The 21,803-nt window shown below is 43.0% G+C and carries 25 protein-coding genes; 17 read left to right on the top strand and 8 right to left on the bottom strand.

The window, feature by feature from the left end; all coding sequences use genetic code 11:
- Nucleotides 1-355: 355 nt before the first annotated feature.
- Complete coding sequence (locus BMX56_RS01270) at nt 356-1,405, bottom strand: DUF4097 family beta strand repeat-containing protein (RefSeq protein WP_090638882.1); 1,050 nt, start codon at nt 1,403-1,405, stop codon at nt 356-358.
- A 685-nt stretch (nt 1,406-2,090) separates the two neighbouring features.
- On the opposite strand from BMX56_RS01270, the gene rplM reads away from it, so the two are divergent.
- The 6 genes from rplM (at nt 2,091) to pyrH (ending at nt 7,157) form a co-directional block, all read left to right on the top strand.
- Nucleotides 2,091-2,528, top strand: coding sequence for a 50S ribosomal protein L13 (gene rplM, locus BMX56_RS01265; protein ID WP_090638869.1), 438 nt, complete (start codon nt 2,091-2,093; stop codon nt 2,526-2,528).
- Nucleotides 2,529-2,554: 26 nt separating this feature from the next.
- Nucleotides 2,555-2,941, top strand: coding sequence for a 30S ribosomal protein S9 (gene rpsI, locus BMX56_RS01260; RefSeq protein WP_090638861.1), 387 nt, complete (start codon nt 2,555-2,557; stop codon nt 2,939-2,941).
- 18 nt (nt 2,942-2,959) lie between these two features.
- The gene (gene rpsB, locus BMX56_RS01255) at nt 2,960-3,817 is read left to right on the top strand and encodes a 30S ribosomal protein S2 (RefSeq protein ID WP_090638854.1); all 858 of its coding nucleotides are present in this window, start codon (nt 2,960-2,962) and stop codon (nt 3,815-3,817) included.
- Between the two features lie 222 nt (nt 3,818-4,039).
- The gene (tsf, locus tag BMX56_RS01250; protein WP_090638843.1) at nt 4,040-4,891 is read left to right on the top strand and encodes a translation elongation factor Ts; all 852 of its coding nucleotides are present in this window, start codon (nt 4,040-4,042) and stop codon (nt 4,889-4,891) included.
- Nucleotides 4,892-5,204: 313 nt separating this feature from the next.
- The gene (gene nagA, locus BMX56_RS01245; protein WP_090638829.1) at nt 5,205-6,326 is read left to right on the top strand and encodes an N-acetylglucosamine-6-phosphate deacetylase; all 1,122 of its coding nucleotides are present in this window, start codon (nt 5,205-5,207) and stop codon (nt 6,324-6,326) included.
- Between the two features lie 126 nt (nt 6,327-6,452).
- Nucleotides 6,453-7,157: a UMP kinase gene (gene pyrH, locus BMX56_RS01240; protein WP_090638821.1), complete on the top strand. Its 705-nt coding sequence runs from the start codon at nt 6,453-6,455 to the stop codon at nt 7,155-7,157.
- 302 nt (nt 7,158-7,459) lie between these two features.
- Here pyrH and BMX56_RS01235 read toward each other — a convergent pair whose 3' ends face one another.
- The 5 genes from BMX56_RS01235 to BMX56_RS01215 all read right to left on the bottom strand — a co-directional run bounded on the left by BMX56_RS01235 (nt 7,460) and on the right by BMX56_RS01215 (nt 9,855).
- Nucleotides 7,460-7,771, bottom strand: coding sequence for a hypothetical protein (locus tag BMX56_RS01235; RefSeq protein WP_090638813.1), 312 nt, complete (start codon nt 7,769-7,771; stop codon nt 7,460-7,462).
- An 80-nt stretch (nt 7,772-7,851) separates the two neighbouring features.
- Nucleotides 7,852-8,277: a DUF3805 domain-containing protein gene (locus tag BMX56_RS01230; RefSeq protein WP_090638809.1), complete on the bottom strand. Its 426-nt coding sequence runs from the start codon at nt 8,275-8,277 to the stop codon at nt 7,852-7,854.
- A gap of 157 nt (nt 8,278-8,434) precedes the next feature.
- Nucleotides 8,435-9,340, bottom strand: a complete 906-nt coding sequence (locus BMX56_RS01225; RefSeq protein WP_090638802.1) for a prohibitin family protein — start codon at nt 9,338-9,340, stop codon at nt 8,435-8,437.
- A gap of 9 nt (nt 9,341-9,349) precedes the next feature.
- Entirely contained in the window at nt 9,350-9,538 is a 189-nt protein-coding gene (locus BMX56_RS01220; RefSeq protein ID WP_090638788.1) for a DUF6358 family protein, read from the bottom strand.
- 2 nt (nt 9,539-9,540) lie between these two features.
- The gene (locus BMX56_RS01215) at nt 9,541-9,855 is read right to left on the bottom strand and encodes a rhodanese-like domain-containing protein (protein ID WP_090641589.1); all 315 of its coding nucleotides are present in this window, start codon (nt 9,853-9,855) and stop codon (nt 9,541-9,543) included.
- Between the two features lie 208 nt (nt 9,856-10,063).
- Here BMX56_RS01215 and BMX56_RS01210 point away from each other — a divergent pair, with 208 nt between their 5' ends.
- The 4 genes from BMX56_RS01210 to BMX56_RS01195 all read left to right on the top strand — a co-directional run bounded on the left by BMX56_RS01210 (nt 10,064) and on the right by BMX56_RS01195 (nt 13,885).
- Nucleotides 10,064-11,164 carry a DUF4407 domain-containing protein gene (locus BMX56_RS01210; protein ID WP_090638780.1) on the top strand — a complete coding sequence of 367 codons (1,101 nt, stop codon included), beginning with the start codon at nt 10,064-10,066 and terminating at the stop codon, nt 11,162-11,164.
- 437 nt (nt 11,165-11,601) lie between these two features.
- Entirely contained in the window at nt 11,602-11,841 is a 240-nt protein-coding gene (locus BMX56_RS01205; protein WP_090638771.1) for a helix-turn-helix domain-containing protein, read from the top strand.
- 51 nt (nt 11,842-11,892) lie between these two features.
- Nucleotides 11,893-12,540, top strand: a complete 648-nt coding sequence (locus BMX56_RS01200) for an HD domain-containing protein (RefSeq protein WP_090638757.1) — start codon at nt 11,893-11,895, stop codon at nt 12,538-12,540.
- Nucleotides 12,541-12,574: 34 nt separating this feature from the next.
- The gene (locus tag BMX56_RS01195; RefSeq protein ID WP_090638749.1) at nt 12,575-13,885 is read left to right on the top strand and encodes a carbohydrate porin; all 1,311 of its coding nucleotides are present in this window, start codon (nt 12,575-12,577) and stop codon (nt 13,883-13,885) included.
- Here BMX56_RS01195 and BMX56_RS01190 read toward each other — a convergent pair.
- Together BMX56_RS01190 and BMX56_RS01185 are read right to left on the bottom strand one after the other, a co-directional pair.
- Complete coding sequence (locus BMX56_RS01190; protein WP_090638740.1) at nt 13,882-14,364, bottom strand: hypothetical protein; 483 nt, start codon at nt 14,362-14,364, stop codon at nt 13,882-13,884. The two genes, BMX56_RS01195 and BMX56_RS01190, sit on opposite strands and share 4 nt — an antisense overlap.
- Before the next feature lie 11 nt (nt 14,365-14,375).
- A complete protein-coding gene (locus BMX56_RS01185) occupies nt 14,376-15,260 on the bottom strand; it encodes a UbiA family prenyltransferase (RefSeq protein ID WP_090641586.1) in 885 nt (294 codons plus the stop codon).
- A gap of 143 nt (nt 15,261-15,403) precedes the next feature.
- Between BMX56_RS01185 and BMX56_RS01180 the strand changes: the two genes are divergently transcribed.
- The 7 genes from BMX56_RS01180 (at nt 15,404) to BMX56_RS01150 (ending at nt 21,779) form a co-directional block, all read left to right on the top strand.
- Nucleotides 15,404-15,934 (top strand): YceI family protein, encoded by a 531-nt coding sequence (locus BMX56_RS01180; protein ID WP_177183678.1) that lies wholly within the window; start codon nt 15,404-15,406, stop codon nt 15,932-15,934.
- 82 nt (nt 15,935-16,016) lie between these two features.
- Nucleotides 16,017-17,129 carry a type III polyketide synthase gene (locus BMX56_RS01175; RefSeq protein ID WP_090638723.1) on the top strand — a complete coding sequence of 371 codons (1,113 nt, stop codon included), beginning with the start codon at nt 16,017-16,019 and terminating at the stop codon, nt 17,127-17,129.
- 5 nt (nt 17,130-17,134) lie between these two features.
- Nucleotides 17,135-18,259 carry an NAD(P)/FAD-dependent oxidoreductase gene (locus tag BMX56_RS01170; RefSeq protein ID WP_090638716.1) on the top strand — a complete coding sequence of 375 codons (1,125 nt, stop codon included), beginning with the start codon at nt 17,135-17,137 and terminating at the stop codon, nt 18,257-18,259.
- A gap of 18 nt (nt 18,260-18,277) precedes the next feature.
- The gene (locus tag BMX56_RS01165) at nt 18,278-18,976 is read left to right on the top strand and encodes a methyltransferase domain-containing protein (protein WP_090638712.1); all 699 of its coding nucleotides are present in this window, start codon (nt 18,278-18,280) and stop codon (nt 18,974-18,976) included.
- A gap of 9 nt (nt 18,977-18,985) precedes the next feature.
- Nucleotides 18,986-20,050, top strand: coding sequence for a sensor histidine kinase (locus BMX56_RS01160; protein WP_090638707.1), 1,065 nt, complete (start codon nt 18,986-18,988; stop codon nt 20,048-20,050).
- 47 nt (nt 20,051-20,097) lie between these two features.
- Nucleotides 20,098-20,748, top strand: coding sequence for a DUF47 domain-containing protein (locus tag BMX56_RS01155; protein WP_090638703.1), 651 nt, complete (start codon nt 20,098-20,100; stop codon nt 20,746-20,748).
- Between the two features lie 20 nt (nt 20,749-20,768).
- Entirely contained in the window at nt 20,769-21,779 is a 1,011-nt protein-coding gene (locus BMX56_RS01150) for an inorganic phosphate transporter (protein ID WP_090638699.1), read from the top strand.
- Nucleotides 21,780-21,803: the final 24 nt, after the last annotated feature.

Here is a 21,803-nt window from a genome sequence, read left to right as displayed (position 1 = left end):
TTGAAGTCGGGGCGTATGAAGATACACCTAATCAGTAAAAATCGTAACTAATAGCTTAAATGGATTCAACTATTTGAGCATATTATTCATTGTTTATTGCTTCAATATCCCTGAATCCTTAAGCCACAAGTATTTGTTTTAAAAGTAAAAACCCTATCTCAACAACCTAAAAAAATAGCATTTAAATACCTAATCATCAATACCATACACAGCAATCATCCACCATCTAAAGCAACACAATTGCTCATGCATTTTTTTTGAAAACCGGCGCAAAGCTGTTATTTTTCACTAAACACAAAAAGCCCCTGATCTTCCGACCCGGAGCTTCCTGTATATGGTTGATTGGTTTGTTTACTTAGTTAAACTTAACGCTTACGTTACCGCTCGACGCTTCGGCTGTCACCGGTGCACCTCCTCCGTTCACCGTGCCTTTAATATGTTCGTTGTCCCACTGCCCGGTAAAGCCACTTATTTTTGATGGGTGCTGGTTAATACCGTCGCCACGAATATCGAGGCTGAGGCCCTGGTTTGCCGGCAGCTGTAAATCAATATTACCCGAGCTTACGTCCAGTTTCAGGAACTTACCCACTTTAACCATTTGTGCACGCAGGCTTCCGGCGCTTGTAGATGCGTCGAGGCTGCAGTTCATGCCTTTAAGGTCGATGCCACCACCTGAGGTGCTGGTTATCAGTTCGCCCTCAATATTGCTGCCTTCAACGCCACCACCGCTGGTATGTGCGTTTACGTTGCCTTTTAAATTTTCGAGACGTAAACCACCACCCGATGTTTCCAGGTTGATTTTACCTGTCAGGTTTTTGGCCTCGATACCACCGCCGCTGGTTTGCAGGTTAATATTATCGCCGCTGTTGGTAACCCTGATACCACCACCTGATGTGGTGCCTTTGATGGTTCCGTAAAGCCTGTCAATTTCCAATCCTCCCCCACTGGTGGTAAATGTTTCGCTGCCTTTTAAGTTATCTAAACGGATACCTCCGCCACTGGTTTTCAGGCTGGTAGCAACCTGTTGCGGAACAAATATCTTAAACGATATGCTGATTGATTTTTTCCAGTTGAAGCTTTGGTTTTCATGCTTGTTTTTGGCAATAGCCCGTACTTCGTGGCCGGTTACGGTTACGCTCAGGTCGTAATCCTCATCAAGGCGTTTTTTGATTTCCTCTTTCGACAGATCACGGCCGTTATTGCCCCTGATGTATACTTCAACCCTTGGCGCCTGCCCTGCGCGCCCGCTTACTTCAATGCCACCGGCCGATGTATTTACCACAACGCTGTTGATGGCATCGCTTGCCAGCGATTTAGTTAGATATGGCGTTTTGCCATCATTATCCTGCGCTATAGCAGCAATGGTTTGGCAGGCCAGTAAGGCAGATAAAATATATACTTTCATGTTGTTTTGATTTGTATAGATAAGACAGCGCTTGGCCAGGAATCGTTGCAGTTGCGGGGATAATTATTTCCGGACGGCGGTTAAATAACCCGGACAGGGCAAGAGGGCTATCGTGTTGTAACTTACAATCGTTTCCGGAAAATTCGCCAAAACACGAAACCGAACTTGACAACGGGGTCCGGTGCATGAGCGGTGATAATGCAATGGATTAAAAAATATAACCTGATAACTATACCAGATTCTTATCTATAATTCTCGATTGCTCAGATTATCATACATATAAAGCAAGCATACTTGTTCTTTTTTGACCACAACACATGAATTAAGCCTTGCGCCGCCAGCTTAACCTTTCTGCTTTCCATGCAATTCTCACAGGGATTTTGTAGCAATCATATTAAGTCCAGGGATTTTCTTCCGGGTTGGCTAATGAGTGTTGTCATATAGGCGGTTACAGTCAAAAGTCTGCCGAAGCGACTTTTTTTAATTTATGATCGACGGATAGCCGACTGCTTCCACCCAAACGACTTGTTAACAAAAACACCCCGGTTTAACAACTTGAGCAACAGCATGAATAACGGCTTAAAAATTAGTGCAAAACTATTTGTTAATAACATAATAAGCTGTATCTTTGCAGTCCCGAAAATGCGGGGTATAATAAACGTTTAAACAATTTAATTTAAAGCAAGTGAATACGTTAAGTTACAAAACTGTCTCAGCCAACAAAAAAACCGTTAACAAACAATGGGTTGTTGTTGACGCACAAGGCGAGATTTTGGGGCGCTTGTCCACTAAGATCGCAATGATCATTCGTGGTAAAACCAAGCCAGATTTCACCCCGAACGTAGACTGCGGTGATAATGTAATAGTTATCAATGCAGACAAGGTAAAGTTGACCGGAAACAAATTCAGCGCAAAGCAGTATGTTTCTTACACTGGTTATCCAGGTGGTCAGCGTTTCATTTCTCCTAAGGAGTTAATGGCAAAACATCCTGAACGTGTAATTGAAAAAGCCGTTCGTGGTATGTTACCTAAAAGTCGTTTGGGTAAAGCATTATTTGGTAACCTGTATGTATATGCAGGTGGCGAGCATCCACATGCAGCACAAAACCCAACAACCATTTAACTTTTTAATTTCAAAGGAGAAAAAAAATGCCAACAACTAACACTTCAGGCAGAAGAAAAACAGCCGTTGCCCGCATCTACCTTTCAGAAGGAAATGGTGCGATCATCGTTAACGGTAAAGATTACAAAGAGTACTTCCCAACATTGCCATTACAGTACATCGTAACTCAGAGCACTGAGGTTTCTGGTAGCACCGGAAAATTTGATGTTAAAGTAAATGTTGCAGGTGGTGGTGTAAAAGGACAGGCAGAAGCCGTTCGTTTAGCTATCGCTAAAGCCATTGTTGAACTGGATCCTGAAAAGAAACCAGCATTACGCGCTAAAGGTATTATGACTCGCGATGACCGTATGGTTGAGCGTAAGAAACCAGGTCGTAAGAAAGCACGTAAGAGATTCCAATTCAGTAAACGTTAATCACAGGAGGACAACACAATGGCAAGAACAACATATCAGGATTTACTGGATGCAGGTGTACACTTTGGTCACCTTACCCGCAAATGGGATCCGAAAATGTCACAGTACATTTTCATGGAGCGTAACGGTATCCACATTATCGATTTAAATAAAACCTTAACTAAGGTTGAAGAAGCTGCTGCAGCTATCAAACAAATAGTAAAATCAGGCCGTAAGGTATTATTCGTAGCTACAAAGAAACAAGCGAAAGATATTGTTGCTGATTATGCAAAAAGTGTAAACATGCCCTACATCACCGAGCGTTGGTTGGGTGGTATGTTAACCAACTTTGCTACCGTACGTAAGTCGATCAAAAAGATGTCAAACATCGATAAATTGACTAAAGATGGTACTTACAGCAACCTTTCTAAAAAAGAAAGACTGATGATACAACGTGAGCGTATCAAATTAGAAACCCTTTTAGGTGGTATTGCTGATTTGAACCGTTTACCTGCAGCATTATTCCTTATCGACGTTAAGAAAGAGCATATTGCAGTATCTGAGGCTTTGAAGTTGAATATCCCTACATTTGCTATGGTTGATACCAACTCCGATCCTTCAAACATCGATTTCCCTATCCCTGCGAATGACGATGCTACCAAATCAATTTCATTGATTACCAGCATTATCATCAAAGCGATTGAAGAAGGTTTGGAAGAACGCAAACGCGATAAAGAAGACGAAGCAGAAAAAGAAGCAGTTGCTGCTAAAGCAAAAGCTGATGCTCCTGAAGTTAAAGATCGTAGCGAAGACGGTAAAAGAGCAAGAAAAACTGCCGAAGTTGCAGATGTAGTAGCCGAAGCTGATACAGACGCACCTGCCGAAACAGAAGAGTAATTATATTTTAGTCGTAAGTACTAAGTACTAAGTCTGGAATTATACTCTGAGGCTTTGAGCTTAATACTTACGACTTTTTCATATAGGTTGTAGAATTAAGGTAGATATACCGATACTTTACAACCTGTATTTTTTAATACTAAATACAGTTGCAGGTTACAGGGGCATATTAAATTTGCCGGTAGCCTATAACTCATAACATACCACTTAAAACAAAAAAAGATGTCTACAGTACAAATATCTGCAGCCGACGTAAATAAACTGCGCCAACAAACAGGCGCCGGTATGATGGATTGCAAAAAAGCATTAACTGAAACTAACGGTGATTTTGAAGCAGCTATCGATTTTTTAAGAAAAAAAGGTGCTAAAGTTGCAGCAAGCCGTCAGGACAGGGAATCAAACGAAGGTGTTGTTATATCGCGCACCAGCGCCGATGGCAAAACAGGTGTTATCATCGAACTTAACTGCGAAACTGATTTCGTAGCTAAAAATGCTGAGTTCATCGCTTTCGCTAACGAAATTGCTAACAAAGCAGTTGAAAACCAGCCAAAAAGCATCGAAGAACTTTACGCGCTTTCTATCGATACAGAAAACACCACTACTACTATTGGTGAAGCTGTTATTGACAAGACCGGTAAAATCGGCGAAAAAATTGGTGTTTCTAAATTAGAGATCATCACCGGCGAAAAAGTTATCGCTTATGTACACGGTAACTTCCGTTTAGGTGTATTGGTAGCTTTAAACTCAAACCCTGAAGGTGCCGACGAAGCTGGTAAAGATGTTGCTATGCAAATTGCAGCTATGAACCCAATTGCGGTTGATAAAGATGGCGTTGATGCCTCTGTTATTGAGCGTGAACTGGAAATTGCCAAAGACGTGATCCGCGCTGAAGGTAAACCAGAAGAAATGGTTGAAAAAATCAGCTTAGGTAAACTGAACAAGTTTTACAAAGACTCAACCCTGTTAAACCAGGAGTTTGTAAAAGATTCATCTAAAAACGTTGCCCAGTTCCTGGCCACCGTTGAAAAAGGCCTCACAGTAACCGCATTTAAGCGGGTAGCTTTAGGAGCTTAATTATATTATCCCCCTCGTTTTTAGCGAGGGGGATTTTTTTTGCAATATTGTTTGGTAAGTCCTCTCATGTCATTCCATATCGCATGGCGGAGAAGACTCACCCGGCGAGGCTACGCCCGCCACCCTCTCTTCGGCTTCGCCGGAAAGAGGGAATTGAACAGTGGGTATTATATAAAATGAAACTTGATCAATCTTCAAGCCCCTCTTTCCACCGCAGGTGAAGAGAGGGTGATCCAGCGAAGTGAAGACCGGGTGAGTTTTCGCCGTCAGGCTGCGATTATTGCTTATTCAACAAAGGTTTAATACTACCAAGATGATAACAGCACTCCACAATCTCCAACTAATCTCCAATGGGCAAATAACCCATGGCAAAGCCGTTTTAATTTCAGGCAACACCATTATCGATGTTATTGATGATACCGCCATTCCGGTTGATGCCGCTAAGCATGATTTAAAAGGCTCATACCTTGCCCCTGGCTTTATTGATTTACAGATTTATGGCAGCGGCGGCTTATTATTCGCCGGCACGCCAACGGTAGCTGCTTTGGAGCGGCTGGAAAGCGATTTGCTTAACCAGGGCACCACCGGCGTTTTTGCTACTATAGGTACCAATACCAATGAAATTGTTGAAGCGGGAATTGATGCAGCTAAAGCCTATCGCAAACAAGCGAAGGGTGCTTTCTGGGGTCTGCATTTGGAAGGGCCGTATTTAAACCCGGCCAAAAAAGGCGCGCATCCCGAAAAATATATAAAAAAAGCTACCCTTGCCGAGGTAAAAGGATGGGTGGAACGCGCCGAAGGCGAAATAAAAATGATTACCATAGCGCCCGAACTGCAGGACCAGGAGGTGATTGATTACCTGCACAATGCGGGTGTTATCATATCATCGGGGCATAGCAATGCTACTTACGCCGAGGGGAAAGCATTTTTAAATAAGCCCATCCCTGCGGTAACCCACCTTTTTAACGCCATGCCGCAAATGCACCACCGCGAACCAGGCTACATTCCCGCTATTTTTGAAGAACGGCCGTATACCAGCATTGTAGCCGATGGTAACCATGTTGATTGGGCCATGATACGCCTGGCCAAGCGTGAGCTGGGTGATAAACTGTTTTTGATTACGGATGCCGTTACCTCAACTAACGAGGGCGCTTACCAGCACCGGCTGGCTGGCAATAAATATGTAATGCCCGACGGCACGCTGTCTGGCTCGTCGCTTACGATGCTAAAAGCGGTAGAAAACTGTGTGAAACAAGCAGGCATTGAGTTAGCCGAAGCTGTTAACATGGCCTCATTATACCCGGCCGAATTGGCAAAACAAGATAAAAAAGGCAAAATTGAGAAAAACTTTATTGCCGATATGGTTGTTTTTAATGCTGATTTTGAGGTAGAAGCAACTTACCTTAACGGTCATTTATTAACAAAGACAACATAAAATTTTAACACTAATTTTTATTCGCTATTTTTGCGGAACGACACCTCATATGAACAACGCTTTATCAATTCATGATATCTACAAAAGCAAGTTCCCTCTATTTCTGTTAATAACAAATCACACCAAATGAAGTACAAAAGAATTTTACTGAAGCTTTCGGGCGAATCGCTTATGGGTACCCGGCAATATGGCATTGATAATGCGCAGGTTTTGCAATATGCCCAGGATATTAAAAGTGTTTACGACACTGGAATGGAAATTGCGATAGTTGTTGGCGGCGGTAATATTTTTAGGGGCCTGAGTGCCGAAAAATCGGGCATGGAACGTGCACAGGCCGATTATATGGGCATGCTTGCCACCGTTATTAACTGCATGGCACTGCAAAATGCATTAGAAAGTATAGGTGTTGAAACCCGCCTGCAATCGGCTATTAAAATGGAGCAAATTTGCGAACCATACATTCGCCGCCGCGCTATGCACCATTTAGAGGTTGGTAAAATAGTGATCTTCGGTGCCGGTACCGGTAACCCATACTTCACTACCGACACTGCTGCATCATTGCGCGCTATTGAAATTAAAGCCGATGTTGTATTAAAAGGCACCCGCGTTGATGGTATTTACACCGCCGACCCGGAGAAAGACCCAACAGCAACCCGTTACGACGAGATTAGCTTCCAGGAAGTATATGATAAAGGCTTAAACGTGATGGACATGACAGCTATTACCCTTTGCCAGGAAAACAAGCTGCCTATCATTGTATTTGATATGAACAAAGAAGGCAACTTCATGAAAATAGCCAAAGGCGAAGCCATTGGTACGCTGGTGAAATAAGAGCCTTTCTTTTTCCCTGTCATCCTGAGGAACGAAGGATCTATGAATCGACAGGCATCGCGGCCTTAAAAGTTTGCGAACAGATGCTTCGTTCCTCAGCATGACAGTAGTGTTGTGTTGCTATACAACCCGTAGCTATACACGAATAAAATCTTAAAGCCCCGTTTTTCCATAATTGGATGAAACGGGGCTTACTTTTGAATAGACACCGATAGCACGGATTTATTCGAGTCTCTCATTTTTTTGGCTTGCGATATCTAACTGCTATTACGGGAATGGCAAAGGCCGCCTGATCCCTGGCTTTATTTTGATGATGTTATTGCAGTGTAGATAATAATAAACATGATTGACCCAAACCACAGCATAAATACTGCTGCGTGGATCGCTACAGCTACCCGGAAAGCTTTACCTTGTTTTATCAGTTTAAATGCCGATCTGAAAAGCAGGACGATGTTACCGACGATAGCAATCAGGACGAACAATAAGTCAAGCCCTGCCCCGGCTAAATTGGTCGGCGAAATGAATGCACCAATAACTATAAGTAAGATGGCAAATCCATAAAACAGAACGATTGGCTGCCATTTAGTTTCAAGCTTATCTGTTGGATTTATCATTGTTCTGGGTGTATTCTTAAAATGGCCATTCAGTGAACAGTCTTGTTGCTTTTTGTAAAATGTGAACAGGTGTATTGTCTTCAGTCCTTATTTATTTCAATGTCGCCAAGTATCTTCTCTACAACGGATAGCTCTTTGTCATGGACATCAGTTCCAAGAAACTCCATATCAACCGAAAACGAGCATATAAATATATAGTTTTTGGTTCCGGTCGTCCAGAAGTAGTTGAGTGTCTCATCACTTCCTTTTTGGCTATAAAAGGCAGCATCCCAGCTTCCTATTTTCGTAGCGACGGCTTTCGGATTATTTTTCAATTCGTCCGCGATAATGGCACTCGCTATATCGGGACTATTTTTCCATTTGTTTGGCGTTATGCGTAAGTTGCCGCTCCATTTATCTGTATTGAAGAATGCATATGTACCTTCATCATCGTCATATTCCGACCAGTTGTCGGGCAACAGAGTCGAAAACCAACCGGCTGCAGATGTAAATTTCCAGTAATTCATAATATTCTCAATGTGATTTAGGTTTCAGATCTACAATTAAAAATAGTTCTAATCTTAAAAAAAGACTTCCGAAGTTTTAAAAACTTCGGAAGTCTGCTTATCATTCGTGAAATTCGATCCAATTCGCGAATATTCGTGTGTATTAAATCCGTGTATATTATTTATCGCTCAGCATTATCGGGTTTCCCTTGCCGCCACCCATGATGATCACTTTGGCATTTGGCGAAGTGGCTATAGCAATCTGGGCTTTGATGGCCTCATATTGTAGTTGCTTATCCGACAAACCGGTTGAAAGGATTTTTTGATAGTCGGCAATACCCTGGGCTTCTACACGTTTACGTTCGGCTTCCTGCTTTTCTTTTTGCAATACAAATTGCATTTTTTGGGCATCCTGCTCAGCGTTTATTTTTGATTCGATACTGGCCCTTACCGAAGCCGGCAGGGTGATATTACGCACCAGGATCTGCTGTAACTCCAGGCCCCTTTTGGCAAAGTTGGCCGTAATAAACCTGTTTATCCTATCCTGGAATTCCTGCCGTTTGGTTGAATAAAGGTCAACCGCTGCATAATTCACGGCGTTATCGCGGATGGCAGTCCTGGACACCGGGCGCACTACTTTTTCCAGGTAGTCTTCGCCTATATTTTGCATAATAAATGGCGCTTTATCGGCATTTACTTTGTACTGAACAGAAAGATCAATAGCCACCTCAAGACCATCTGACGACAGTACACGGATTGCATCGTCACCTTCCTTTGAGCCTTCGTCATGAACGGCGCTCATCGTGTATGTTTGCAGCCGCACATCAAAGGTCGTGATCTCGACAACGGGGTTTACTATATGCAGGCCGCTTTCTAATATATGGTCCTGCACTTTGCCAAAAAGCACTTGTACACCAACTTTTCCCGGCTCAATAACCTTGAAACTGGATAGCAGGAGGCCAATAACCACCATTGCCCCGCCAACTATACTTATGGTACTACTAAAATGGCTGGCCGGTTCGGGCGAGCGTTTGAGTACGATGCCCACCACGAGCACGATAACTCCTAATATTGCTATAAACATGCAATGAAGTTACACCTTTTTTTGCGAGTTCTTTACGTCTTTTAACAGTCTTATTTTCAGGAAAACTACCACCAGGCCCACAGCTATCGCGGCAGCCATAACCGGGTAGCTTTTGGCCATAAAATACTGGTAAGCCACAAACGCGCACAACACCAAACCAATGGTATATAGTACGTTAAGTATTAATTTAAAAGCCATGATTAATAAACGCTTAAGTCAGGATCAATCTCGGCCGCCCATGCTAAAATTCCGCCGCGCAGGTTATACAGGTTAGTAAAACCCCTTTGCTCCAGCTGCATAATAGCTGCTGCGCTGCGTTTGCCGCTGCGGCACATTACCACTACCGGTTTATCTTTAGATACTTTTTCGCTCTCAATTAAAATGCCGCCAAGGGGGATAGATAATCCACCAAGGTTTGATGTTTCATATTCAAAATCTTCCCTAACGTCAATCAGTTGAAAATCTTCGCCTTTTTCTTTTTTTTCTTTTAATTCCTGTACGGTTATCTCGTTCATGATCAATAAAATTATAATCCAAAGGTAGCTTTTTTTCCAATGCAAATAATTACACGCAATTTTTGTAACAATCAATGCCTAAGAGCGTTTATTATATGATTTGCTGCACAATATACTTTTTAACCATCTTTGCCCGGCAAATAGCGGATAGCCTGATTGATAATTTGACATAAATATTAACCGGCATCTATTTTAAAAAACTACATACATGAAAAAAATTACCCGCTTTTTCTGGTTTTGTTCAGGAGCGCATATAGATACACTAAAAAAATACCCCATCGAGCATAATAAGTATGTGGGCATCGGGGCTACCATATTTTTCACGGCGCTGTTTGCCTCGCTATCAGGTGGATATGCTATGTACTTTGTTTTTAACGGCGATGCTTTTGCCGTTGGCTTTGCAATACTGTTTGGTTTGCTATGGGGAACGGCCATTTTTAATATGGACCGTTATATCGTATCCAGCATTAATAAAGAAGGAACAACCAACCAGCAGATACTGCAGGCATCACCCCGGATATTATTGGCGATAATGATTGGTATAGTAATATCCCGCCCGCTGGAACTGAAGATATTTGATAAAGAGATCCGCCAGAAATTGAAGCTCTCCTACCTAAAAGGCCAGCACCGCAAAATTGACACCCTCGAAAAAACGTACAATCAAAAGTATGCCATGGAGATGGGGAAAACCAGCGATCTGAAAAAGGAAAAAGATTCACTCGAAAAAGATATTAACCGGAGCCGTTTCCTGCTTAACCAGGAGGTTTTTGGCGATAAAACCAACCAAACATCGGGCATAACCGGCTACGGCACCTACGCCAAGCAAAAGCAAGCAGTACTGGAAGAAAAAGAAGCCCGCCTGAAAACTGTAACTGACAACCTGGGTCAGCTTGACGAATACCTGGGCCACCGCAAAGATTATGAAGGACTAAACAGCACCCGGCTGTTTACCGATCATCAGCTGGATAGCCTGGCCAATGTGGCCGGTTTTTCTGACCGGAACTGGGCGTTGGGACAACTATCGTACAATGAAAATGGCACGCGCGATCTGGACACTTATATGGCCATCTCATTTATTGGCTACCTGTTCATCTTATTTGAATGTTTACCTGTATTTGTTAAACTAATGTCGCCCAAAGGCCCGTATGATGTGGCCGTTGCCAAAATAGCCGAGGCCAATATGTACATGGCCGACAGGGACAAGGATTTGAATATTACTGTTACCGATAACACCTACGATCATAGCCTGGAAACCGATGTAGAGCGGCGAAAGCGGGTGATCTCTTCAGAGTCTAAATACGAGTTTTAGCAATTGAGCCGGCATTTCACCGGATTGACAGCTTATACCGGACTTTTATATCCAGGGAAATTATTTCGGGTGATAGATGGCCTGTGAAAAAAAATACTTCTAAAAAAAGCGGGCTTGTAACACATTTATAGCTAAACTATAAGTTAAAGAACGCTTATGTTCCCGGCAGTTCATCCACCCACATTATACCGTTATAATCATGGTTTTTAAGCGAAAAGTTTTCAGCAAACGATTAAAGCAGGTATATAAAGCAATAAGATTTTTAACAAAAACTAAAAAGCGAATTAAACTATCGGTTTATATGGGTTGGATTTACAGCTTTTTTCATAGTGTCAAAAACCTCATTTCGCCCTCTATTTGAGTGCGTTAGATAAATTTTTTAAAACAAAAAATCCAAAGATCTATTAATATCGTTAGATAATAATAGATTAATAGAGATGAAAGAGACGCTGAATAATAAAGTTAAAGCGATTGCGGCAAATATCAGGCGAACAAGGGAACAGTTAAATTATACCCAGGAATACCTGGCTGCGAAGCTAAAAATATCGCAAAATGCATATAGTAAAATCGAACTTGGTTATACCAAAATAACGGTTGAAAGACTTTTCCAGATAGCCACCATATTGGAGGTTGATGTACATGAGCTAATAGCTACCGAAAAAACGGCCGCCGCGTAATATGCATTAATTAGCCTCCTTTTTCGCCGGGTAATGTATATTTGCAGCCGGATGGAAACAGGACAGCTCATTGATAATACCGTACAATTTGTACGTGAAACATTAAAAAATGCCGAAGGTGGCCATGACTGGTGGCACATACACCGCGTTTGGACCAACGCCAAACTGATAGCCCAAACCGAAAAAGCCGATCCTCTCATTGTTGAACTTGCCGCGTTGCTTCATGATATTGCCGATAGTAAATTTCATAACGGCGATGAAGAAATAGGGCCGCGTACCGCCGGCAATTACTTATTGAGCAAAAACGTGGATACAGCTGTTATTGAACATGTGCAGCAAATTATACGGCACATGTCGTTCAAATCAAGCTTTGATAAACAAACCTTCCACTCGCCCGAGCTGGCTATTGTTCAGGATGCCGACCGGCTTGATGCCATTGGCGCTATAGGTATAGCCCGGGCCTTTAATTACGGCGGTTTTAAAGGACGTGAGATTTACAATCCCGAAATTGAGCCTAATTTAAACATGAGTAAGGACGAGTATAAAAATTCGCCGGCTCCTTCCATCAATCACTTTTACGAAAAATTATTATTACTGAAAGATAAGATGAACACCCCAACCGGCCGCCAACTGGCCGAACAACGTCATCAGTTTATGGTAGCTTACTTACAGCAATTTTACCTGGAGTGCAAACCATAAGCCCCGATAATCGTTTCAGGATCAACTTTTACGCATGAAAAAATCTTTACTTTTTATAACGCCCCTGTTGGGCGTCACACTTATTGCCAGCGCTCAGGATACGCTTAAGCAGCAACGGTTTAACTTCCATTTCCAGCAAACGGTTATTACCCAGTATAAACCATCGTTCGGGGCCAATTATACCGGCGATAATAGTTTGCTTACCAAATCAGAAACGCAAACTTCCATCACCACCACGTTATTTGGCGGGGCCAGGCTTTGGAAAGGCGCGTCGGCTTTTTTTAACCCCGAACTATCCGGCGGCTCGGGCTTAAGTAAAACACTGGGTGTTGCAGGTTTCCCCAACGGCGAAACTTTTCGCGTTGGCGGCTCGGAGCCTAAAATTTATATCGCCCGCCTGTACTTTACCCAAAACTTTGAATGGGGTAAAGAGAAGGATACCCTGCAGGATGATAATAACCAGCTTGCCGGCTTAAAAAGCAAACGCTATTTTTCGGTAACTGCAGGTAAATTTGGCATGGCCGATTTTTACGACGGCAACGAATTTAGCCACGATCCACGATCCCAGTTCATGAACTGGTCGCTGATGGATAACGGCGCCTGGGATTACCCCGCCAACACCCGGGGCTATGCCATGGGTATCCATACCGAGTTAGGCATGCCCAACTGGACGCTGAGATTTGCCTTCACCATGTCGACAACTACTGCCAACGGAGCTATCTGGGATGCCAAAGTTGGCAAAGCCAACACCCAAACAATGGAGTATGAAAGGCGCTATACTATTAACGGCAATAAAGGAACAGTGCGCATTTTAGGGTTCCGTAATAATGGGAAAATGGGTAATTACCGCGCTGCCCTCGCCATAAGCGCTGTTAACCCCGTAGTTGATACCAATTTGGTTTATGGCAAACACAAATACGGCTTCGGCATTAGCGCCGACCAATACCTGAGCAAAGATTTTGGCGTATTTGCCAAACTGAGCTATAATGACGGGCACACCGAAACCTGGTATTTTACCGAGATAGACCGCTCGTTAAGCTTCGGAGGCGTATTAAAAGGCAACTCCTGGAAACGCAGCGACGACGAACTTGGGCTGGCATTTGTGGCAAACGGCCTATCAGGCCCGCACCGCGATTACCTGGCCGCGGGTGGTTACGGCTTTATTATCGGCGATGGCAAATTAAACTACAGCAACGAGCTGATTGCCGAATTATATTACAAAATTAACGCCTATCAAAAAAAATTCTGGCTTTCGCCCGATTACCAGTTTATTGTAAACCCGGCGTATAATAAAGACAGGGGGCCGGTGAACGTGTTTTCGTTAAGGGTGCATGTGGAGTTTTAATCATACCGGTACTTAAAATAATAATCCCTTATCGTAATACTCATTTGTTCGGTATCGCCGGCAATTAAAATACCAGGTATCGAAATTCCGCTGGCCATATACCCATAGTAAATCCTGACTATGGGGTTTTTTATTTGGGGCCAATTGCGCCAGGTTGTTCTAAGCGACATTCTTAGCCCCTGTACCTTATCTATACTTTCAATATCCCGCCAGGCAATCGTATAACCATTTTTCTCGATAAAAATAAATTCGCGGGTAATTATAATAGCCGGGGTGCCCCGTAGCACATAATAAATGTGCCGGGTAAAAAACAACAGGAAATAATCGATAACCAGCACCAATATGATAGCGCTGGAATAATCTTTGTAAATCAAAAGCTTATTAAAAATCGAATACACCGGCTGGCCCAGTAAAAGCACGGATAGTATCATGGGCAAAATGAAGTACGGATTGTATTTATAAATTCGCATGCCATCCATATTTCAATCTTTTAACTCATCAGTGCCAGGGTGCCAAAGTAAACCAGCATACAGCCCGAGCTTAAAAAGTTCATGCGCATGGCATTTTTAAAATCGGCGTTAGCTGTCGATTTGCCTACTTTGTAAAACCAGTAATTAAAAAATAAAAATATGGGCAGCGCGCATACCAGGAAAAAGTAGAAGTTGACCATTTTGCCCTCCAAATGCCAATAGTAAAAAGAGCATGCTATCCCCAGCGCAAACATAGCGCCCGAGAAAATAAACGAGCCCTTGTAGCCCAATAGTAGGCTAATCGTTCTGTCGCCACGACGGCTGTCTTCATCGTGCTGGTAAACCTGGGTGAGCGGGTACGATGCGCCAATAAGACACGAGCAAATTGCCCCGGCAACAATAAACCCGGTATCCCAATGCCTGAACAGGCTGAGCCCGCTTAACGCCGAATAGGTGACATAATAAATAAAGCAGCCCTGGAAAATAAATACCGTTAAAAAACTGATGATGGCGTACTTTTTTAATCGTGTAGCAGAATGGCTATACAATTTAGACATAATACCGTAAATAAGTACAGCCACCGCAAATTCCCAGCTAATTAAAAAACCCATGCCGAAGGCAAGCGCTTCCAGCAGGATAGAAAAATAGTACAGGCTAATATCAACTTGGGGCGGTTTTTCTAACAGGCCAATGCTATCCTCGTCCTTGTCAAAATAACTGTTATACCCGTTACTTGCCGGGAACGCCAAAAAATGCCAGATAAAAAATATAAGTACAGCCTGCCCTGGCTGTACAAAAGTAGCCTGGCTAAACGCAAACAGGTAAACAGGCAACAAAAAAACGGAAAAAACAAAACGCATGTGTGCCCAGGCCGATGGTGTGGGGATTAATTGTTTCAATTTCATGCGGGCATATTTATATTCATAGGCTAAAGCAACCAATACTATTTGTTGAAACGTATTAAACCTGCAGCAGGTTGCTTAATCTTACTAATGTAAAAATTAGTTACAGATAAATTATTATGTTTGAAAATCACCTTAGCAGCAGTATGAGCAGGAAACTATTTACCATTGCAATTTTATTTTTTTTAGCAGCAAACACGTTTGCGCAAAGTAAAGTAACCCGATCGGCAGTTACATTTAAAATTAAAAATCTTGGGTTTAACGTCGAGGGCTCTTTTGGCAGCCTCAACGCTGATATTAATTTTAAGCCCGCCAGTCTCGCAACAAGTTCAATTGAGGCTTCTGTGGCCTCAAATACGGTTAATACCGATAATGAAAGCCGCGATAACCACCTGAAGAGCGAAGATTACTTTGATGTAGTCAAATATCCCAGGATCATTCTAAAATCAGTTTCATTTAAACATAAAAGCGGAAACAACTATACGGGCAGTTTTAACGTAACTATAAGAGACAAAACAAAACTGATAGAAATACCTTTTACGTATGTTGAAGCGAGTAGCAATGCTACGTTTAAAGGTGATTTCCAGGTTTTAAGGACGGATTTTGGCATCGGTGGCAAAAACGTGATTTTATCCAATGAGGCCAATGTTTCGATAGAAACGGAGATCACTAAATAAAGTCGCTAAGTCTTTAGTCTGAAGCCGAAAGAGACTTACGACTTCAGACTAAAGACTATCGACTTAAATAAAGCTAATATTAATGGAGAGTTGCATCAGTGCCATCGGGATAGCAAATCCCCATAACCGGATAGCCCAGCAGGATATTTACCATTTTATGGTGAATGCTTTTGGGTTGGATGCAACTAACGCCGCACGGTTAAAAAGCATTTACGATAACTCAGGCATTGATTATCGTTACTCGGTGATCCCGGATTTTGGCGAAAGCGACCCTTCCAATTATACTTTTTTTGATCCATCCGGAAGTTTTAATCCTTTTCCGGATACCCGCAAACGCTTAAAACTTTACCAGGACGAGGCTATAGCTATTGCCATAAATGCGGTTAAAAATTGCCTTGCCGGTTTCGGGGCCGATGCTTTAAAACAAATTACCCATTTGGTTACCATCAGCTGCACGGGCATGCACGCCCCCGGCATTGATATTGAACTGGTAGAGAAACTGGAGCTTAACCGCGATACCGAACGTACCTGTATTAATTTTATGGGTTGCTATGGCGCCATAAACGGCCTTAAAGTGGCCGATTATATTTGCCGCGCCAACCCCGAAGCCAAGGTTTTGGTAGTAAGTGTGGAGTTGTGCACGCTCCATTTTCAAAAAGATAATACATTAGACAACTGGGTGGCCAATTCCCTGTTTTCAGACGGGGCCGCCGCAGTATTGGTCGAGAACTCTTTGCAACGCATGAGGGCTGGCACCAACCTCATCTTAAAAAACTTTTACTCGGAATTTGTGACCGAAGCCCGCGACGATATGGGCTGGTATGTAGGCAATACCGGGTTCGAGATGAAGTTAACCTCGCGGGTATCCAAACAAATCAAAAAAAACATTAAGGCTTTAACAGGCCGCTTTTTGCAAAAGGTAAAACTTAATGCAGATGAAATAACCGCTTATGCTGTACACCCCGGTGGCCGTAAGATACTGGAAGCGGTAGAGGAAGCGCTGGAGCTACCCGAGGAAAGCAACGCTTTTGCCTATGAAACCCTGCAGCAGTATGGCAATATGTCATCAGCCACCATCCTGTTTGTGCTGCAAAAAATGCTTAAGGCCGAAAGTTTGATCGATCAAAAGGTCATGAGTTTTGCTTTTGGGCCCGGGCTAACGGTTGAGGGTATGATATTGGAAATGTCTTGCTAAAGCATATGAACGATGTAATTATAGTTGGCGGTGGCCTTGCGGGATTATTTAACGCGATACTATTAAACCGCGCCGGCTTAAACGTTACCCTCGTCGAAAAAAAAACATACCCCATGCACCGTGTATGTGGCGAGTACATCTCCAACGAAGTAATCCCGTTTTTAAATACTTTAGATATCAACCTCGATCAGCTGAATGTTGCCCGCATTAACCGGGTGGAAGTTACCGCCGCCTCGGGCGTTAAATTTACCCAAAAGCTCGATCTGGGCGGCTTTGGTTTAAGCAGGTACACCTTTGATAATTTTTTATACCACAAAGCGACAACAGAAGGCGTAAATTTCTTGACAGGTACAAGGGTTGAAGATGTGCGCTTCACCGGCAATCAGTTTGAGGTGGTTACGCCCGGCGAAGTGTTAACAGCGCCGCTGGTAATCGGCTCGTTCGGCAAGCGGTCAAACCTCGATCAAAAACTAAAACGGCCCTTTTTTTATAAACGCAGCCCCTACCTGGCTGTAAAATTTCATATAAAAATGGATTTGCCGCAGGATCTTATCCAGCTCAATAACTATAAAGATGGCTATTGCGGCGTGAGCAAAACCGACGGCGACAGGTATTGCATGTGCTACATGGCGCACCGAGATGACCTGCGCAAATATGGCAGCCTGCAAGGATTGGAAGAAAACGTTATCCGCAAAAACCCATATCTCGACAATATTTTTGCCAATGCCGAATTTTTACTGGATAAGCCCGAGGTAATTAACGAGATATCGTTTGAAAAGAAAGCACCGGTTGATAACCATATTTTAATGAGCGGCGATACGGCCGGGATGATAGCGCCACTATGCGGTAACGGCATGACCATGGCTATTCACTCGGCCAAAATCCTATCAGAAAAAATTATCAGTCATTATAAAACCGGCAAATTTTATGAAGATAACCGTGTAGCTTTAGAGGCCGATTATACTGATGCCTGGAACCGTCAGTTTGCACAACGGCTTTGGGTAGGCCGGCAATTGCAGCGCCTGTTTGGCAATAACAACACAACCGCACTTACGCTTCGCCTGTTAAACGGCTTACCGCCATTATCCAGGTACCTGATCAGTAAAACTCACGGAAAACCATTTTCATAAGGTTATTGCATTGATACCATGCCCAATTTAAAACACCGCGCCTTTGATGCCGAGATAATGGACGACCTAAACTTGCCCGACAGTGAGATAGCCCCTGTGTTGGAAGGCCTGGGCAAGGTAAATTCATGGTTTGGCGGGCATAAGGAAGCAATAGGAGCCTTAAAAAACTTCCCGGTAAAGCAAGGATATTCTATATGCGATTGGGGCTGTGGTGGCGGCGATACACTGATTGCCATTACTAAATGGGCAACGCAACAACAGATAGCCGTAAAGCTTACCGGCATTGATGCAGCCCCGGCCGCAATAAACTATGCGCTCAATGCATCAAAAACATTTGCCGGCATTGGCTATGTGCAGGCCGATGTGATAAACGATACGCACCTTTTAGGCAGGCACGATATCATTATCAGCAGCTTGTTTACGCATCACTTTGACGACGAACAATGGATCAAAATGATTAAAAACATGTATGCATCGGCCCAAAAAGGAATAATCATTACCGATTTGCACCGCCATTGGGCGCTGTATTATGCCGTTATTTTTATTACAAACGTTTTCACCCGTAATAAAATGGTACGCTACGATGGGCCACTATCGGTAAAGCGGGGTTTTAAAAAGCGGGAATTATTAACATTGCTAAAAAAAGCACAAATTGATAATTTTAAATTAACATGGAAGTGGCCATTCCGCTGGGCTTTAGTAATCTATAAATCGTAGCTTTACGCTATGAATTTGCGTGTACTGGTTTTAATTACAGCCACAGGGGTTGCCATTACCCTATCGGCGGTTAACTTTTATTTTCAGCATAAATGGTATGATGTAATGGTTACTTTCACCATTACCATAGCGGTAAGCTACTTTGTATTTTACTACCTGATAGAAAAGTATATTTACTCGCGCATTAAACTAATTTATAAACTCATTCACAATTTAAAGCTTGGCCGCGATTTGCGCGACGCCCTGGGCGAACATGTAACCGCCAACCCTATTGATGATGTGGAGCAGGAAGTAAAAGAATGGGCAAAACAAAAAAAATCAGAGATTGACGACCTGCGCAAGCAGGAAAAATTCCGCCGCGATTTTTTATCCAATATCTCGCATGAGTTTAAAACCCCGCTTTTTGCCATACAGGGATACATTGAAGCGTTGCAGGATGACGATATGGAAGACCGCGAGATGGCGCGGCAGTTCCTGGAAAAAGCCTCCAAGAATGTGGATAGGCTAAGCTACCTGATTAAGGACCTGGACGAGATCTCGAAGCTGGAATCGGGCGAGATACCAATTAATTACAGCAAGTTTAAAATTAACGACCTGATTAAAGAAGTTTTTGAATCGCTCGAGATAAAAGGCAAGCAGTATAAAATAAAGCTGATATTTAAACAGAAATATGATGAAGGGATCATTGTATATGCCGACAGGGAAAAAATAAGACAGGTGTTGGTAAACCTGATTGATAACTCATTTAAGTATGGTAAAGAAGAAGGAAGCACATCATTAAGCCTTTTTGTACTTGACGACCAGGTTTTAGTTGAAGTTACCGATGATGGCATCGGCATCGAAGAAAAGTTTTTGCCACGCCTGTTTGAGCGCTTTTACCGCACAGACACAAGCCGGTCGCGCCAAATTGGGGGTTCCGGATTGGGCCTGGCCATTGTAAAACACATTATTGAGGCGCACCAGCAAACCATTAATGTGCGCAGTACCGAGGGATTGGGATCAACTTTTGGCTTTACTTTGCAAAGAGCAAAACAAACTTTACCTTTCCCCAATATACCAGTGTTAAAAAGTTAACATTAATTTAACATAGCAACCGTACCTTTACACCAATTTTAAGCATCATGTCATTAAACAGCATTTTCCAATACTTTGTACCTAAGGACAAAAAGATATTTTTTCCTTTATTTGAGCAGGCAGCAAACAATGTAGTAGCCATGGCTACTATTTTGGTCGAGGCCGTTAACTCCAATAACGCTACCACCCGCGAAGAGCTGTTTAAACAAATTGACAAGCTTGAAAATAAAGGCGATGAATTTACCCACCAGATATACCTGGAACTGGGCAAAAACTTTATTACCCCTTTTGACAGGGAGGACATCCATGCGTTAGCTACAGCTATTGATGATGTTGCCGATTACATCCAGGGCGCTGCCAACCGCATGAGCCTTTACCGGATAGACGATTTTAACGAGCACATCCGCAAACTATCTGACCTGATCCTTCAGGCAAGCATCGACCTGGAAAAAGCAGTACGCGAGCTGAAAGACCTGCGCAACGTGCGCAACATTGCCGATTCATGCATCAGGATAAACAGCGTAGAAAACCAGGCCGATTATGTTTTTGACCGTGCCGTGGCCGATTTGTTTCTTTATGAAAAAGACGCTATCCGCCTGATAAAATATAAAGAAATCCTTGCTGCCCTGGAAACCGCTACCGATATGTGCGAAGACGCAGCCAACGTTATGGAATCTATTTTAGTTAAAAACGCTTAAGCATACCTAATCATCACTAAATGGTTACCTCACTACTTGTTGTTATAGTTTTACTTGCACTCGTTTTTGATTACACTAACGGTTTTCATGATGCTGCCAACTCAATTGCCACCATTGTATCAACCAAAGTGCTTACCCCCTTTCAGGCTGTACTATTAGCTGCTGTATTTAACTTTGCCGCCTACTTTTTTATAAAAGACCATAAGGTAGCCAATACAGTATCAAAAATTGTATTGGAACATTATGTTACCCTGCATGTAATATTGGCCGGACTGGTGGCTGCCATATCCTGGAATTTAATTACCTGGTGGTTTGGTATCCCCTCAAGTTCATCGCATACGCTAATTGGCGGTTTTGCGGGTGCCGGGATGACCAATGCTATTTATATGGGCGCAAATGCACTACACGCTATTGAAATGCAGTATGTGCTTAAAATCATCGCTTATATTGTTTTGGCTCCGTTTATAGGTTTACTTATAGCCTACGTGGTAACCATCCTGATATTAAACATTTGTAAACGCGCAAAGCCTGCTACTGCCGAACGTTGGTTTAAGAGGCTGCAGCTGATATCGGCAGCGGCATTAAGCTTTGCACACGGTGGTAACGACGCCCAAAAGGTAATGGGTATATTATATGTAACCTTAATTGCAGGCAAGGTAATTCACGCCGGCGCGCCTATGCCCGAATGGATCCCCTTGGCCTGTTATACAGCTATCGCGGCGGGTACTATGAGCGGCGGTTGGAAAATTGTTAAAACCATGGGCTCAAAAATAACCAAGGTAACCCCGCTGGAAGGTGTAAGTGCCGAAACCGCAGGTGCCATCACCCTGTTTATTACCGAAAGGTTTGGTATCCCGGTTTCTACTACACACACCATCACAGGCTCTATCATTGGGGTTGGTTTAACTAAACGTGTATCTGCCGTACGCTGGGGTGTAACCATTAACCTTATCTGGGCCTGGATTATCACCATTCCAATTTCTGCTTTAATTGCGGCAGGCGTATTTGCTCTGTTAAAAGTGTGGGGATAATTTACACATAAGTTGGCTTCATTT

Origin of the sequence: Mucilaginibacter sp. OK283 (genome assembly GCF_900110415.1) — a bacterium.
GTDB lineage: Bacteria > Bacteroidota > Bacteroidia > Sphingobacteriales > Sphingobacteriaceae > Mucilaginibacter.
The sequence above is the reverse complement of the archived record's forward strand: the minus strand, read 5'-3'. Positions and strand labels throughout refer to the sequence as shown.

Coding starts and splice junctions, on each gene's coding strand:
- BMX56_RS01225 (WP_090638802.1), bottom strand. CDS start 9,340: ATGTTTATAGCAATATTAGGAGTTATCGTGCTCGTGGTGGGCATCGTA.
- pyrH (WP_090638821.1), top strand. CDS start 6,453: ATGAAGTACAAAAGAATTTTACTGAAGCTTTCGGGCGAATCGCTTATG.
- BMX56_RS01270 (WP_090638882.1), bottom strand. CDS start 1,405: ATGAAAGTATATATTTTATCTGCCTTACTGGCCTGCCAAACCATTGCT.
- BMX56_RS01160 (WP_090638707.1), top strand. CDS start 18,986: ATGAATTTGCGTGTACTGGTTTTAATTACAGCCACAGGGGTTGCCATT.
- BMX56_RS01175 (WP_090638723.1), top strand. CDS start 16,017: ATGGAGAGTTGCATCAGTGCCATCGGGATAGCAAATCCCCATAACCGG.
- BMX56_RS01170 (WP_090638716.1), top strand. CDS start 17,135: ATGAACGATGTAATTATAGTTGGCGGTGGCCTTGCGGGATTATTTAAC.
- BMX56_RS01195 (WP_090638749.1), top strand. CDS start 12,575: ATGAAAAAATCTTTACTTTTTATAACGCCCCTGTTGGGCGTCACACTT.
- BMX56_RS01165 (WP_090638712.1), top strand. CDS start 18,278: ATGCCCAATTTAAAACACCGCGCCTTTGATGCCGAGATAATGGACGAC.
- BMX56_RS01210 (WP_090638780.1), top strand. CDS start 10,064: ATGAAAAAAATTACCCGCTTTTTCTGGTTTTGTTCAGGAGCGCATATA.
- BMX56_RS01200 (WP_090638757.1), top strand. CDS start 11,893: ATGGAAACAGGACAGCTCATTGATAATACCGTACAATTTGTACGTGAA.
- BMX56_RS01185 (WP_090641586.1), bottom strand. CDS start 15,260: ATGAAATTGAAACAATTAATCCCCACACCATCGGCCTGGGCACACATG.
- tsf (WP_090638843.1), top strand. CDS start 4,040: ATGTCTACAGTACAAATATCTGCAGCCGACGTAAATAAACTGCGCCAA.
- rpsB (WP_090638854.1), top strand. CDS start 2,960: ATGGCAAGAACAACATATCAGGATTTACTGGATGCAGGTGTACACTTT.
- BMX56_RS01230 (WP_090638809.1), bottom strand. CDS start 8,277: ATGAATTACTGGAAATTTACATCTGCAGCCGGTTGGTTTTCGACTCTG.
- BMX56_RS01235 (WP_090638813.1), bottom strand. CDS start 7,771: ATGATAAATCCAACAGATAAGCTTGAAACTAAATGGCAGCCAATCGTT.
- BMX56_RS01220 (WP_090638788.1), bottom strand. CDS start 9,538: ATGGCTTTTAAATTAATACTTAACGTACTATATACCATTGGTTTGGTG.
- rpsI (WP_090638861.1), top strand. CDS start 2,555: ATGCCAACAACTAACACTTCAGGCAGAAGAAAAACAGCCGTTGCCCGC.
- BMX56_RS01155 (WP_090638703.1), top strand. CDS start 20,098: ATGTCATTAAACAGCATTTTCCAATACTTTGTACCTAAGGACAAAAAG.
- nagA (WP_090638829.1), top strand. CDS start 5,205: ATGATAACAGCACTCCACAATCTCCAACTAATCTCCAATGGGCAAATA.
- BMX56_RS01215 (WP_090641589.1), bottom strand. CDS start 9,855: ATGAACGAGATAACCGTACAGGAATTAAAAGAAAAAAAAGAAAAAGGC.
- BMX56_RS01190 (WP_090638740.1), bottom strand. CDS start 14,364: ATGGATGGCATGCGAATTTATAAATACAATCCGTACTTCATTTTGCCC.
- BMX56_RS01150 (WP_090638699.1), top strand. CDS start 20,769: ATGGTTACCTCACTACTTGTTGTTATAGTTTTACTTGCACTCGTTTTT.
- BMX56_RS01205 (WP_090638771.1), top strand. CDS start 11,602: ATGAAAGAGACGCTGAATAATAAAGTTAAAGCGATTGCGGCAAATATC.
- BMX56_RS01180 (WP_177183678.1), top strand. CDS start 15,404: ATGAGCAGGAAACTATTTACCATTGCAATTTTATTTTTTTTAGCAGCA.